At 66.8% G+C, this 11,915-nt stretch carries 15 protein-coding genes; 4 read left to right on the top strand and 11 right to left on the bottom strand.

Annotated elements, in window-relative coordinates; translation table 11 throughout:
- Positions 1-7 precede the first annotated feature (7 nt).
- From ccmE to ccmA, 5 genes are read right to left on the bottom strand one after another with little or no spacing between them, the layout of a single operon-like run.
- On the bottom strand, positions 8-496 hold the full coding sequence (ccmE, locus tag ISO4_RS11860) for a cytochrome c maturation protein CcmE (RefSeq protein ID WP_142950161.1): 489 nt from the start codon (positions 494-496) through the stop codon (positions 8-10).
- Positions 493-726, bottom strand: a complete 234-nt coding sequence (gene ccmD, locus ISO4_RS11855; protein ID WP_194856356.1) for a heme exporter protein CcmD — start codon at positions 724-726, stop codon at positions 493-495. The genes ccmE and ccmD overlap by 4 nt, the downstream gene beginning before the upstream one ends.
- 2 nt (positions 727-728) lie before the next feature.
- On the bottom strand, positions 729-1,484 hold the full coding sequence (gene ccmC / locus ISO4_RS11850) for a heme ABC transporter permease CcmC (protein WP_194856355.1): 756 nt from the start codon (positions 1,482-1,484) through the stop codon (positions 729-731).
- 26 nt (positions 1,485-1,510) lie between these two features.
- Positions 1,511-2,197 (bottom strand): heme exporter protein CcmB, encoded by a 687-nt coding sequence (gene ccmB, locus ISO4_RS11845; protein WP_228548091.1) that lies wholly within the window; start codon positions 2,195-2,197, stop codon positions 1,511-1,513.
- Positions 2,194-2,799, bottom strand: a complete 606-nt coding sequence (gene ccmA, locus ISO4_RS11840; RefSeq protein WP_194856354.1) for a cytochrome c biogenesis heme-transporting ATPase CcmA — start codon at positions 2,797-2,799, stop codon at positions 2,194-2,196. The genes ccmB and ccmA overlap by 4 nt, the downstream gene beginning before the upstream one ends.
- A gap of 144 nt (positions 2,800-2,943) precedes the next feature.
- Between ccmA and ISO4_RS11835 the strand changes: the two genes are divergently transcribed.
- From ISO4_RS11835 to ISO4_RS11825, 3 genes are read left to right on the top strand one after another with little or no spacing between them, the layout of a single operon-like run.
- Positions 2,944-3,522, top strand: a complete 579-nt coding sequence (locus tag ISO4_RS11835; protein ID WP_194856353.1) for a lipocalin family protein — start codon at positions 2,944-2,946, stop codon at positions 3,520-3,522.
- Between the two features lie 29 nt (positions 3,523-3,551).
- A complete protein-coding gene (locus ISO4_RS11830; protein WP_194856352.1) occupies positions 3,552-4,016 on the top strand; it encodes a CYTH domain-containing protein in 465 nt (154 codons plus the stop codon).
- Positions 4,003-4,182, top strand: coding sequence for a hypothetical protein (locus tag ISO4_RS11825; RefSeq protein ID WP_142950168.1), 180 nt, complete (start codon positions 4,003-4,005; stop codon positions 4,180-4,182). Before ISO4_RS11830 ends, ISO4_RS11825 begins: the two co-directional genes overlap by 14 nt.
- On the opposite strand, the gene ISO4_RS11820 is transcribed toward ISO4_RS11825, so the two are convergent.
- Positions 4,179-5,102: a LysR family transcriptional regulator gene (locus tag ISO4_RS11820; protein ID WP_142950170.1), complete on the bottom strand. Its 924-nt coding sequence runs from the start codon at positions 5,100-5,102 to the stop codon at positions 4,179-4,181. The two genes, ISO4_RS11825 and ISO4_RS11820, sit on opposite strands and share 4 nt — an antisense overlap.
- Before the next feature lie 118 nt (positions 5,103-5,220).
- On the opposite strand from ISO4_RS11820, the gene metE reads away from it, so the two are divergent.
- Positions 5,221-7,512 (top strand): 5-methyltetrahydropteroyltriglutamate--homocysteine S-methyltransferase, encoded by a 2,292-nt coding sequence (gene metE / locus ISO4_RS11815; protein WP_194856351.1) that lies wholly within the window; start codon positions 5,221-5,223, stop codon positions 7,510-7,512.
- A 623-nt stretch (positions 7,513-8,135) separates the two neighbouring features.
- Here metE and ISO4_RS11810 read toward each other — a convergent pair.
- The 5 genes from ISO4_RS11810 to ISO4_RS11790 form a co-directional block, all read right to left on the bottom strand.
- Positions 8,136-8,720, bottom strand: coding sequence for an SCO family protein (locus ISO4_RS11810; protein WP_194856350.1), 585 nt, complete (start codon positions 8,718-8,720; stop codon positions 8,136-8,138).
- 1 nt (position 8,721) lies between these two features.
- Complete coding sequence (locus ISO4_RS11805) at positions 8,722-9,534, bottom strand: cytochrome c oxidase assembly protein (RefSeq protein ID WP_194856349.1); 813 nt, start codon at positions 9,532-9,534, stop codon at positions 8,722-8,724.
- An 8-nt stretch (positions 9,535-9,542) separates the two neighbouring features.
- Positions 9,543-10,547: a DUF5924 family protein gene (locus ISO4_RS11800; protein WP_194856348.1), complete on the bottom strand. Its 1,005-nt coding sequence runs from the start codon at positions 10,545-10,547 to the stop codon at positions 9,543-9,545.
- A gap of 8 nt (positions 10,548-10,555) precedes the next feature.
- Positions 10,556-11,683 (bottom strand): sodium ion-translocating decarboxylase subunit beta, encoded by a 1,128-nt coding sequence (locus ISO4_RS11795; RefSeq protein WP_194856347.1) that lies wholly within the window; start codon positions 11,681-11,683, stop codon positions 10,556-10,558.
- 2 nt (positions 11,684-11,685) lie between these two features.
- Positions 11,686-11,915: biotin/lipoyl-containing protein (locus tag ISO4_RS11790; RefSeq protein ID WP_194856346.1), on the bottom strand; the 230-nt coding region annotated here is incomplete at its 5' end.

The following is an 11,915-nucleotide window of genomic DNA, read 5'->3' as shown; positions in this document are numbered from 1 at the left end:
AAACCGATTAGTCGTAATCGCCCTTGGGGTAACCGGCGTCTTCTTCCTTAGCGCCGGGCTTGCTGCCCGGGTGCCCGGCTTTTTCCAGTGCATCCTGTACCTCCGGCGGCATATAGGTCTCATCGTGTTTGGCCAGGACCTCGTCCGCCTCGAAACGGTCACGGCTCACCAGGGTGCCGTTGGCGACCACGCCCTGGCCCTCGCGGAACAGGTCGGGAAGAATGCCCTGGTAGTGAATAGCAAAGCTACCCTTTCCATCGGTGACCGTGAAGACCACGTCCAGTGTGTCCGGGTCCCGCTGCACCGAGCCGTCCTCGACCAGACCGCCGACGCGCATTTTGGCACCCACCGGCGCCTCACCGTTAACGATTTGCTGCGGCGTATAGAACAAATTGATGTTCTGACGCAGGGCGTAGACCGCCAGCCCCACCGCCACGGCCAGGCCCGCGAGCACCGCCAGCACCACGAATAGACGTTGTTTGCGAACCGGATTCATTGATTACTCTCCACACTGTTGGACGATGTGCCGGCCTTGGGCGATGTCCTGGCGCCGTCGCGGCGCGCCTGGCGGGCGATCTCGGCCCGCACCCGTCCCTGCCGTCGCACCGCCACCAGCATATTGGTGACGATCAGAAGCGCGCTGAGTCCGTAGGCGCTCCATACGAAAAAGCCGTGCTCGCCCATGGCGATAAAGGCGGCGACACTGTCGAAATAGGGGTCGAACATGATCACGCCTCCTCGTCACGGACCAGCCGGCGCACCCAGCCGCTGCGGCGCTCGCGGCTGAGCACCTCGGTGCGGGCGCGGATCAGCACGTTGGCGGCGTACAGCAACCAGAGCCCGGCCATGCTGATCAGCAGCGGCCATTTCATCGAGGCGTCGATGGACGACTCCCCCACCACCTTGAGGGTGGCGCCCTGGTGCAGGGTGTTGAGCCACTCCACCGAATACTTGACGATCACCACGTTGATCACGCCCACCACCGCCAGCAGGGCGGCGGCGCGGGCCGCCTGGCGCGGATCGCGGATGGCGTTCTGCAGCGCCATGATGCCCAGGTACAGGAACAGCAGGATCAGCATCGACGTCATGCGCGCGTCCCACTGCCAGTAGGTGCCCCAGGTGGGCTTGCCCCAGAGCGCGCCGGTGAGCAGCGACACCGCCGCCAGGGCGGCGCCGAACGGCGCCAGCGCCTTGAGCATCACCTCGGCCATCTTCATGCGCCAGACCAGCGCCACCAGCCCGGCCACGCCCATGGCGATGTAGCCCATCAGGGCGCCGCTGGAGGCCGGCACGTGAATATAGATGATGCGATAGCTGTCGCCCTGGTAGCGCTCCACCGGGGCGTACACCAGCCCCCAGATCAGCCCCACCGCCAGCAGCGCCAGCGACACCGGCACCAGCCACGGCAGCACCGCCTCGCAGAAACGGTAGAAGTACCGGGGCGAGCCCAGTTGGTGGTACCAGCGTTTAATCGTTTTCCACATACAACACCTGAATAGAGCTGCGGCGATCAGTCGCCGGCGCTGATGCGCAGGCCCAGCGCCACGGCCACCGGGCCGAGGCTCACCGCCAGCGCCAGAATCGCCCCCAGCACCGCCAGCAGACCGCCGGTGGGCAGGCCGTCCAGGGCGGTGCGCACCACGCCCGCGCCGAACACCAGCACCGGCACATAAAGGGGCAGCACCAGAACCGCCAGAAGGATACCACCGCGGTTAAGGCCCACCGTGAGCGCCGCGCCGATGGCGCCCACCACGGTGAGCGTGGGCGTGCCCAGCAACACGCTCACCATCAGCGTATCCAGCACCGCCACCGGCAGCTGCAGCATGTAGCCCAGCAGCGGCGCGATCAGCGCCAGCGGCAACCCTGTCAGCAACCAGTGGGCGAGCAGCTTGGCGGCCACCGGCACCACGCTCACCACCGGCGCGGTGAGCAGCAGATCCAGCGCGCCGCTCTCCTGGTCGCGGCGGAACAGGCCGTCCAGGGACAGCATCACCGCCAGCAGCGCCGCCACCCAGACCGCGCCGGGGGCCACCAGGGCCAGCAGCGCCGGCTTCGGCGACAGGGCCAGCGGAAACAGGCTCACCACCACCACGAAAAAAAACAGCGGCTGCACGATGTCCGCCGGCGAGCGCCAGATCAGCGTCAGCTCCCGGCGCAGCGAGGCGCGCCAGACGGCGCCCAGGGTCGGCGCGCTCATCGGGCCACCTCCCTATCCTCACCCAGATGCAGGCGGTGCACGCCGTCGCCGACCCGGTGGTGCGAGGTGTAGATCACCAGCACCCCCTGCGCCGCCGCCTGGCGCAGCCGCTGATCCAGCGCGGCCACCCCCTGCTGGTCGATGGCGGTGAACGGCTCGTCGAGAATCCACACGTCCTTGCCGTCCAGCCACAGCCGGGCCAGCGCGATGCGGCGCTGCTGCCCGGCGGACAAACGCCCCGCCGGCACGTCCTCGAAACCGTACAGATCCAGCGCCGCCAGCGCCGCGTCCGGGTCGCCGGTCTGGCCGCTGAGGGCACGGTTGTATTCGAGGTTTTCGCGGGCGGTGAGTTCCTCACGCACGCCGGGCTGGTGCCCCAGGTAAAGCAGCGACGGCGGCAACGGCGACGACCACTCGACCCGCCCCTGGTAAAAGCCGTGCAGGCCCACCAGGATGCGCAACAGCGTGGTCTTGCCGGCGCCGTTGGCGCCGGTCACCTGCCAGATCTCGCCGTTGCGCGCGGAAAAATCCAGATTCTCAAACAGCATCCGGTGGTCCCGCTCGCAGCCGAGCTGCCGCACTGTTAAACGTGGTGCGTCCATGGTCGCTTCCGCCCCCTGAATCGGCCGCGGAGTATAGCATGCCTGGGCACCCCGACGAGCGCGGGCCAGCCACGGCCGAACGGTTGCGCAAACCCGGGGCGTTTTCGGCTAAACTATGGGATTAGTGTCGAAAGGATTCCGACTATGACTCTCCATAAGGCTCTCCATAAGGCCCTGTTACTGGGCCTGCCTCTGCTCCTGGCCGCCTGCGGCGGCGACGAACGGCCCCTGGCCACGGTGGACCGGGTGGATCTGCAGCGTTACGCGGGCACCTGGCATGAAATCGCCCGCCTGCCGCAATGGTTCCAGCGCGGCTGCTACAACTCCACCGCCACCTACAGCCTCAACGACGACGGTTCGGTGAAAGTGGTCAACCGCTGTCAGCGCGAGGACGACGAACCCAGCGTGGCGGAAGGCGAGGCCCGCGTGGTGCCCGGCTCCAACAACGCCAAGCTGAAGGTCCGTTTCGATAACTGGTTTTCCCGGCTGCTGCCCAAGGTCGCCGAAGGGAATTACTGGGTGATCGCGCTGGACAAGGACTACCAAACCGTGGTGATCGGCGAACCGGGCCGCGAGTATCTGTGGATTCTGGCGCGGCAGCCCCGGCTGCCGGACGACCAGTACCGGGCCCTGGTCGGGCTCGCCGAGGAGAAAGGCTTCCCGGTGGACGAGTTGCAGCGCAACCGGGACCTGGTGCCGGACGGCGAACGCGACACCCTCTGACCGACAGACCCACAGCGAGGAGTCCGACCATGGCCGTGGAAATCGAGAGAAAATTCCGCACCAAGGGCGTCGACTTTCTGGCGAACCAGGAAGGCGAACGTCTGACCCAGGGGTATCTGAGCCACGACCCCCGCGCTACCGTGCGGTTGCGCGTGCAAGGCGACCGCGCCTGGCTGACCATCAAGGGCAAGACCCACGGCGCCAGCCGCAGTGAGTTCGAATACCCGATCCCCACCGCCGACGCCCACGCCATGCTGAAGGAAATGTGCCCGCAGGGCGTGATCGACAAAACCCGCTACCGCATCCAGGTGGGCGAGCATGTCTGGGAAGTGGACGAATTCCATGGCGACAACCAGGGCCTGGTGGTCGCCGAGGTGGAGCTGGACAGCGAGGACCAGCCGTTCGAGCGGCCGCCCTGGCTCGGCGAGGAAGTCACCGACGACCCCAGATACTACAACAGCGCGTTGAGCCGCACCCCCTATGGCCAGTGGTAACACCCAGTACGTCCTGTGGCGGCGGGACGAGAACGGGCAAATCCTGTTGATGTGCCGTTTCCACTCCAACAGCCAGGCGCAGCGTGTGTGCGCGCGCTATCAACGACAGAAAAAGCCCCGCTATCACTACTGGGTGACCACCCTGGCGCCGCACGGGCCGCACTAACCGGCGGCGCGGCGGATACCACTGAGGTTGCTGAAACACAGGGCGCGGGCGGTATCCATGAATTCCTGAATAAACGGCACCTGCTCGTCACCGTCGCGCACCGCCGCGTACAGGGTGCGCCACACGCCCTCCCCTTCACCCAGCCGCACCGCGCGCACCAGATCCAGATCCAGGTATTCGGTGAGCGCCCAGTTGGGCAACGCCGCCACGCCCCGGCCGGCGGCCACCAGCTGCACCATCATCGGCGTCAGCTCGGCGGTGCGCAGCGCCGCCGGCGCCACCCCGGCCGGGTCGAGAAAGGCGGTGAACACATCCAGCCGCTCGTGCTCCACCGGGTAGGTGATCAGGGTTTCCTCCGCCAGCGCCCGGGGCGCCACCGCGCGGGCGCCGGCCAGCGCTGACTGCCGCGCCACCGCCAGCACCAGCTCGTAGCGGAACAGCGGCAAATAGCGCACCGCGTCGTTATCCACCGGATCGGACGTGATCACCATATCCAGGTCGCCGCGCACCAGCGCCGCCTGGGGCGTGAAACTGAACGCCGCGGACAAATCCAGCTCCACTTCCGGCCAGGCCTCGCGGAACCGGTCCAGCGCCGGCATCAGCCACTGAAAGCAGGAATGGCACTCAATGGCGATGTGCAGCCGCCCGCTCTGCCCGGCGGCCAGGCGCCGCAGCTCGGTCTCGGTGCGCCTCACCTGGGGCAGCACCTGGCGCGCCAGCGCCAGCACCCGGCCACCGGCGGTGGTGAAACGGATCGGCCGGGTGCGCCGCACGATCAGCGCCACCCCGAGCCGGTGCTCCAGGTCCTTGAGCTGGTGGGACAGCGCCGATTGGGTGACATGCAGGCGCTCGGCGGCCTCCACCAGGCTGCCGGCCTCGTCGATGGCCTGCAGGGTGGCCAGGTGGCGGAGTTCAAGCACTGACGACATGAGCACCACTCATAGTAACGATTAGATATTTGATTTTGTCTCAACTAAGGGGTGGACCACAATAGCCGCCAATCGATCTTCCCCCTCTTCGCGTGACAAAGGATTCATCATGACCACCCTGCATAACCTGGGCTTTCCCCGTATCGGCGCCCGCCGTGAACTGAAACAGGCGGTCGAGGCCTATTGGGCCGGCACCCTGCAGCAAAGCGAACTGGAGCACGTGGGCCGCAGCCTGCGCGAGCGCCACTGGACGCTGCAGGCGGAAGCGGGCCTGGACGCGGTGCCGGTGGGCGACTTCGCCTGGTACGACCAGATTCTCGAGTTCTCCTGCCTGCTGGGCGTGGTGCCGCCGCGCTTCCAGCAGGCCGACGATCAGCCGGTGTCCCTGGACACCCTGTTCCGCATGGCCCGGGGCCGCGCCCCCAGCGGCGAGCCGGCGGCGGCCTGCGAGATGACCAAGTGGTTCGATACCAACTACCACTACATCGTGCCGGAGCTGGAAGGGGACCAGCAGTTCCGCATCGCCCGCGAGACTCTGTTCGATCAGGTGGACGAAGCCCGCGCCCTGAACCTGGACGCCAAGCCGGTGATCCCCGGGCCGCTGACCTACCTGTACCTGTCCAAGGGCGAGTCGTTCGACGGCGCCGCCGACAGCGCCAAACTGACGCTGCTGGAAAATCTGATTCCGGTGTACCGGACCATTCTGCAGCGCTTCGCCGACCAGGGCGTGACCTGGGTGCAGATCGACGAGCCGATTCTCTGCCTGGACCTGCCCGACGCCTGGCAGCGCGCCTACCTGCGTGTCTACGACCAGCTCGCCGGCGCCGCCTCGGTGAAACTGCTGCTGGCCACCTACTTCGAAGGCCTGCGCGACAACCTGTTCACCGCCCTGCAACTGCCGGTGGCCGGCCTGCACCTGGACCGGGTGCGCGGCAACGATCCGCTGGATCAGGTGCTGCCGCGCCTGGGCGACAAGGTGCTGTCGCTGGGCGTGATCAACGGCCGCAATATCTGGCGCGCCGACCTGGATGCCCTGCTCGACACCCTGACCCCGCTGAAAGCGCAGCTGGGCGAGCGCCTGTGGCTGGCGCCTTCCTGCTCGCTGCTGCACAGCCCGGTGGACCTGGACCAGGAAGACCGCCTGGACGACGAACTGAAAAGCTGGCTCAGCTTCGCCAAGCAGAAGCTCGACGAACTGGCGGTGCTGGGCGGCGCCCTGGACGGCGGCGACGGCGTGCAGCCGGCGCTGCAGGCGCAACGCCAGGCGGTGGCGGCGCGCGGCCAGTCGCGGCGCATCCACGACCCGGCGGTGGGCGAGCGCATGGCGGCCTCCGGCCAGGTGTCCCGCGACCGGCTGAGCCCGTTCGCCGAGCGCATCGGCAAACAGCAGGCGGCGTTGAAACTGCCCGCCTACCCCACCACCACCATCGGCTCGTTTCCGCAGACCAAGGAAATCCGCGCCGCGCGGCGCGACTGGAAAGCGGGCAAGCTGGACGACAGCGGCTACACCGAGCTGATGAAGCAGGAAATCACCCGCGCAGTGCGCTACCAGGAACAGGTGGACCTGGACGTGCTGGTGCACGGCGAAGCGGAACGCAACGACATGGTGGAATACTTCGGCGAACTGCTGGAGGGCTTCGCCTTCACCCGCTTCGGCTGGGTGCAGAGCTACGGCTCGCGCTGCGTGAAACCGCCGGTGATCTTCGGCGACGTGAGCCGCCCCAAGGCGATGACCGTGGACTGGACCCGCTTCGCCCAGTCGCTCACCGACAAGCCGGTGAAAGGCATGCTCACCGGCCCGGTGACCATTCTGCAGTGGTCCTTCGTGCGCGACGACCAGCCCCGCGACACCACCTGCCGGCAGATCGCCCTGGCCCTGCGCGACGAGGTCCAGGACCTGGAAAACGCCGGCATCGGCGTGATCCAGATCGACGAGCCGGCCTTCCGCGAAGGCCTGCCGCTGCGCCGCGACGACTGGCAGGCGTACCTGGACTGGGCGGTGGACTGCTTCCGCCTGGCCACCGTGGGCGTGGCCGACGAAACCCAGATCCACACCCACATGTGCTACTCGGAGTTCAACGACATCATCGAAGCGATCGCCGCCATGGACGCGGACGTGATCACCATCGAAACGTCGCGCTCGAACATGGAGCTGCTGGAAGCGTTCGAAAACTTCCAGTACCCCAACGACATCGGCCCGGGCGTGTACGACATCCACTCGCCCAACGAGCCGAAGGTGGACTGGATGGTGGCGCTGATGGAAAAGGCCGCCCAGCGGCTGCCCAAGGAACGCCTCTGGGTGAACCCGGACTGCGGCCTCAAGACCCGCAAATGGGAAGAAACCGAAGGCGCCCTGGCCAACATGGTGGAAGCCGCCAAGGCGCTCCGAAAGAGCGCCTGATTCCAGGCCTGTGGGAGCTCTTGTGCGAGCGGGCCCCGCCCGCGAAAGGGAGCGAAGCTCCCGGCGGGATGCCAGAGACCTGGGTTCTTCAGGTCTCCGGTGCTCCGTATCCGAGACGCGGTGCAATGGTGGTGCCTTCCGGGACCGCGTAAGCCATCCATGGCCGCTGTTAGTTTGGCCCTCCCTGGCCAAACAGCTCCCTCCAGGCACCACCATTGCCCCGCTCACTTTGCAGCGGTACCGCCACGGGTCCAAATCACCGCCAGGACCATTCTACGAAGCTCGGGTTGTGGGAGCTTGCCTTGCAAGCGAAAGGCCGGCGTTGCCGGCCGGCAGGATCCCAGAGAGGCTGTTGGCGCTGAAGTTAGAAAAGTCTCTGGCATCCTGCGGGGCAACCTTTGCCGGGAGCTTCGCTCCCTTTCGCGGGCATGGCCCGCTCGCACAAGGCAATTTCCTCCAAGCCTGGCTACCACAAGGCCTGTTCCCACAAACCGAGCTTCGTAGAAAGGTCCGGGCGGTTTCTCTGACCCGTGGCGGTGGCCGCTTCGCATCAGCGAGGTGCCGGGCAGCCCTGCCCGGCATCTCGCCCCTGATGGAGGGACCACACCATCCAATGGCCGCGGTTACAGGTCGGTGAGAGCTTTCAGGTCGTCGGCGACCTGTTCGACGGGCTGGTCGTTGCGCATCAGCAGGCGCACCCGGCCGCTCTTGTCGAAGCCGTACATGGCCAGCCCGTGGGACACCTCGTAGTTGCCCTCCTCGTCCTTGTCGCCGTACCCGTAGGCGGTGCGGTAGCGCTTGGTGACGTCGTCGAGCTGGTCCTTGCTGCCGGTGAGGCCGATCACCTCGGGGCCGAAGTATTCGGTGTACTCCTTGAGCAAGGCCGGCGTGTCACGCTCCGGATCGACACTGATGAACAGCACGCGCAGTTGTTCGCGCTCCTGCTCGGACAGGGTGTTCATGGCCTGGGCGAGCAGCGTCAGCGTCATCGGGCAGTAGTCGGGGCAGTGGGTGTAGCCGAAGAACAGCACCACCGCTTTGCCGTCGACGATGGTTTCGGTGACGGTGTCGCCGTTTTCGTCGGTGAGGGTGAAGCTGAGATCGTTCATGACGCCGGTGATGTCCTTGCCGTGGAATGCCACGGGGGACTCGCCGCAGCCCGCCAGCAGCACCGCGAACAGGGCGATCAGCAAACCGGGGATGCGCATATCAGTCTCCTCGCTGTTCGTAATTCAAGTAGTACCTCAACACCACCAGGGCGCCGAGGATGGTCATCATGGCCGGCGGGATCCAGGTGAGCACGCCGCCCAGCACCTGGTCGGTGGCGGGGCTGAGCGGCCAGGCGCGGCCGCAGATGGCGTAGACGTCATAGAGGCCCGGCTCCGAGAAGGTGATGTAGGCGCCCAGCAGGATCTGCGGGAACAGCGCCGCCACCAGCATCAGAAAGCGTACGCCGAAGCCGGAGGTGCGCGCCTGGCGCGGGTCCCGGGGGTCGAGGATCACCAGCCAGAAAATCACCCCGTCGATCAGCATCGACCAGTTCATCAGTTCGTAGAGCCGCAGGCTGAGCATGGCGTCGAAATGCACCGAGGGCCACAGCCAGAAGAAGATCAGGCCGACGAACAGCAGCGTGGCCACCACCGGGTCGAACAGCACCCGCCGCAGCGGCGCGAAGGCCCGCGCCAGCAACGGGAAGCGGCGGCCGCCGGCCACCGCCGCCAGCACCGGCAGCGGGTTGGCCAGGGCGATCAGGAAGGCGCCCAGGTGGTGCAGCACCAGATGCTGAATGCGGTGCATGAAGAACATGTAGCGGGCGTAGTAATCGAACTGGGTGTGGATCACCGCGTAGCAGAGCAGCAACCCGGTGAAGAACGACAGCGTGCGCCACACCGAGGGCGCGCGCCCTTGCCGGGCCAGGCGGCGGGCGCCCAGCACCCAGCCGCCGGCGGCCAGCAGGCACAACAGCACGGTGAGCGGCGACAGGATGTACGGCGTGAGCGCGGTTTGCAGGGTCTGCCACATGGTCGGGCTCAGCGTTCGGTCACATGGAAACGCAGCACGCCGATGATCTGTTCCTTGGCGGTGCGGACTTCCACCCGCCAGCGGCCGCTGGCGTTGTCAGGAAAATGCAGTTTGTGCGACCAAGTGCGGTAGCCCTGTTCGCGGCCGCCGGTGACGCTCAGCGGGACCTTGTCCACCAGCTCGCGGCCATGGAACCAGTAATGGTAGACCGGCTGACCCAGGCCCAGCGGCGCGCGGATGGCGGTGTAGGCGTACAGGCCTTCGTCGAGCTCTTCCCGGCTGAAGGTTTCACCGGTGACCAGCGGCTGGCGGCGTTCGCGGTTGAAGTTCACCGACACCGCCCGGTGCTCCAGGGAGAGGCTCAGCGGCGGCACCAGCCGCGCGCCCCACCAGGGCACCGAGATAATCGACACGGAGACCAGCACCAGTGCGGCCCAGCGCCAGGCGCGGCGCGGGCCGCCCACCCGCCAGAAGCTGGGCAGCGCGAACAGCGCGGTCAACAGAGCAGCGCCGTCCAGGGCCTGGTTGGTGGGCCATTTAAAGATCAGCGGCAGCAGCACCAGCAGCGCCACGAACAGCGCCCAGGCGTGGAAGCCGAAATACCAGGCGCGGTGGCCGGCGAGCCGGAAGTACAGCGGGTCGATGATGCTCACCAGCGCGCCGGCGACCACCATTCCGGTGAAAAGGAAATACTCGGCGCCGCCGGACCACTGCAGTACCACGAACGGCAGGCTGAAGAAGAAGGCTTCCTGGTGAACGCCCTGCAGCATCAGCTTGAGGGCGCCCTGGGCGACCTGCTCCATGGGCGTGCCGCGGAAGCGGCGCAGCCAGATGTTCTCGGTGATCAGCACCAGCCAGGTGGCCACCAGCACGGCGGTGAGCACCGCCGCCAGCCACGGCTGGCGCTCGACCAGAAAATAACTGGCCAGCCCCAGGCTGAAGCTGCCCACCGCCCAGACGTGGCGCAAACGGAACAACAGCGCATTGAGACGTTCGAGCCAGTGGGCGTTCATATCCGAATTTATCCAGCCAGATTAAGCAAGACCCCGGCGGCGACGGCGGAGCCGATAACGCCGGCCACATTAGGCCCCATGGCGTGCATCAGCAAATGGTTTTGCGGGTTGGCTTCCAGGCCCACCCGGTTGGCCACCCGGGCGGCCATGGGCACCGCCGACACACCGGCGGCGCCGATGATCGGATTGATGGGGATCTTGCTGAAGCGGTTCATGACATGCGCCATCAGCACGCCGGTGCCGGTGCCGATCACGAACGCCGCCAGGCCCAGCACCAGAATACCCAGGGTTTCCGGCACCAGGAACTGTTCGGCGCCGAGCTTGGCGCCCACCGCCAGGCCCAGCAGGATGGTGACGGTGTTGATCAGCGCATTGGTGGTGGTGTCCACCAGGCGGTTCACCACGCCGGATTCCTTCATCAGGTTGCCGAAGCAGAACATGCCCAGCAGCGGTGCCGCGTCCGGCAACAGCAGCGCCACCAGCACCAGCAACAGAATCGGGAACAGGATTTTTTCCAGCCGGCCCACCGGACGCAGCTGCTCCATTTTAATCTGGCGTTGCTTTTCGGTGGTCAGCAGCCGGATCACCGGCGGCTGGATCAACGGCACCAGGGCCATGTAGGAGTACGCCGCCACCGCCACCGCGCCGAGCAGCTCCGGCGACAACCGGCTGGTGACGTAAATACTGGTGGGCCCGTCGGCGCCGCCGATGATGCCGATACTGGCGGCGTCGGCCAGGGAGAAATCCAACCCCAGATAATTGAGCGCCAGGGCCCCCAGCAGCGCGGCGAAAATGCCGAACTGGGCGGCGGCGCCCAACAGCAGAGTGCGCGGGTTGGCCAGCAGCGGGCCGAAGTCGGTCATTGCGCCCACGCCCATGAAAATCAGCAGCGGGAACACGCCGGTGGTGAGGCCGGCCTCGTAGATCAGATAGAGCAGGCCACCGGGTTCCGCCAAGCCGGCCACCGGAATGTTGGCGAGAATGCCGCCGAAGCCGATGGGGATCAGCAGCAGCGGCTCGAAGTTCTTGCGGATGGCCAGGAACAGCAGCACCAGGCCCACCAGGATCATCACGAACTGGCCGACGCTGAGCTGATAGAGCCCGGTGCTGAGCCAGAGGGTATTGAGCTGTTCCATGCTTAACCCCCGATCGTCAGTAGCACGTCGCCCACGGCCACGGCGTCACCGGGTTTCACCCGCACCCCGGCCACGGTGCCGGCGCGGGGCGCGGCCACGTCGGTTTCCATTTTCATCGCTTCCAGCACCAGCACCCGTTCGCCCTCTTCCACCCGCTGCCCGGGTTTGACCAGCACTTCGAAGATGTTGCCGGCCAGCGGCGCCGGCACCGGCTCGCCGTCGCCGGCGGGGG

This window comes from Alloalcanivorax venustensis ISO4 (assembly GCF_015356855.1).
In the GTDB taxonomy this organism is placed as follows: Bacteria; Pseudomonadota; Gammaproteobacteria; order Pseudomonadales; family Alcanivoracaceae; genus Alloalcanivorax; species Alloalcanivorax venustensis.
Note: the sequence above shows the minus strand (reverse complement) of the source record. Positions and strands in the feature narration are given on the sequence as shown.

Excerpts from the sequence above, each read along its gene's own strand:
- ccmE (WP_142950161.1), bottom strand. The coding sequence starts at position 496 with ATGAATCCGGTTCGCAAACAACGTCTATTCGTGGTGCTGGCGGTGCTC.
- ccmD (WP_194856356.1), bottom strand. The coding sequence starts at position 726 with ATGTTCGACCCCTATTTCGACAGTGTCGCCGCCTTTATCGCCATGGGC.
- ccmC (WP_194856355.1), bottom strand. The coding sequence starts at position 1,484 with ATGTGGAAAACGATTAAACGCTGGTACCACCAACTGGGCTCGCCCCGG.
- ccmB (WP_228548091.1), bottom strand. The coding sequence starts at position 2,197 with ATGAGCGCGCCGACCCTGGGCGCCGTCTGGCGCGCCTCGCTGCGCCGG.
- ccmA (WP_194856354.1), bottom strand. The coding sequence starts at position 2,799 with ATGGACGCACCACGTTTAACAGTGCGGCAGCTCGGCTGCGAGCGGGAC.
- ISO4_RS11835 (WP_194856353.1), top strand. The coding sequence starts at position 2,944 with ATGACTCTCCATAAGGCTCTCCATAAGGCCCTGTTACTGGGCCTGCCT.
- ISO4_RS11830 (WP_194856352.1), top strand. The coding sequence starts at position 3,552 with ATGGCCGTGGAAATCGAGAGAAAATTCCGCACCAAGGGCGTCGACTTT.
- ISO4_RS11825 (WP_142950168.1), top strand. The coding sequence starts at position 4,003 with ATGGCCAGTGGTAACACCCAGTACGTCCTGTGGCGGCGGGACGAGAAC.
- metE (WP_194856351.1), top strand. The coding sequence starts at position 5,221 with ATGACCACCCTGCATAACCTGGGCTTTCCCCGTATCGGCGCCCGCCGT.
- ISO4_RS11810 (WP_194856350.1), bottom strand. The coding sequence starts at position 8,720 with ATGCGCATCCCCGGTTTGCTGATCGCCCTGTTCGCGGTGCTGCTGGCG.
- ISO4_RS11805 (WP_194856349.1), bottom strand. The coding sequence starts at position 9,534 with ATGTGGCAGACCCTGCAAACCGCGCTCACGCCGTACATCCTGTCGCCG.
- ISO4_RS11800 (WP_194856348.1), bottom strand. The coding sequence starts at position 10,547 with ATGAACGCCCACTGGCTCGAACGTCTCAATGCGCTGTTGTTCCGTTTG.
- ISO4_RS11795 (WP_194856347.1), bottom strand. The coding sequence starts at position 11,683 with ATGGAACAGCTCAATACCCTCTGGCTCAGCACCGGGCTCTATCAGCTC.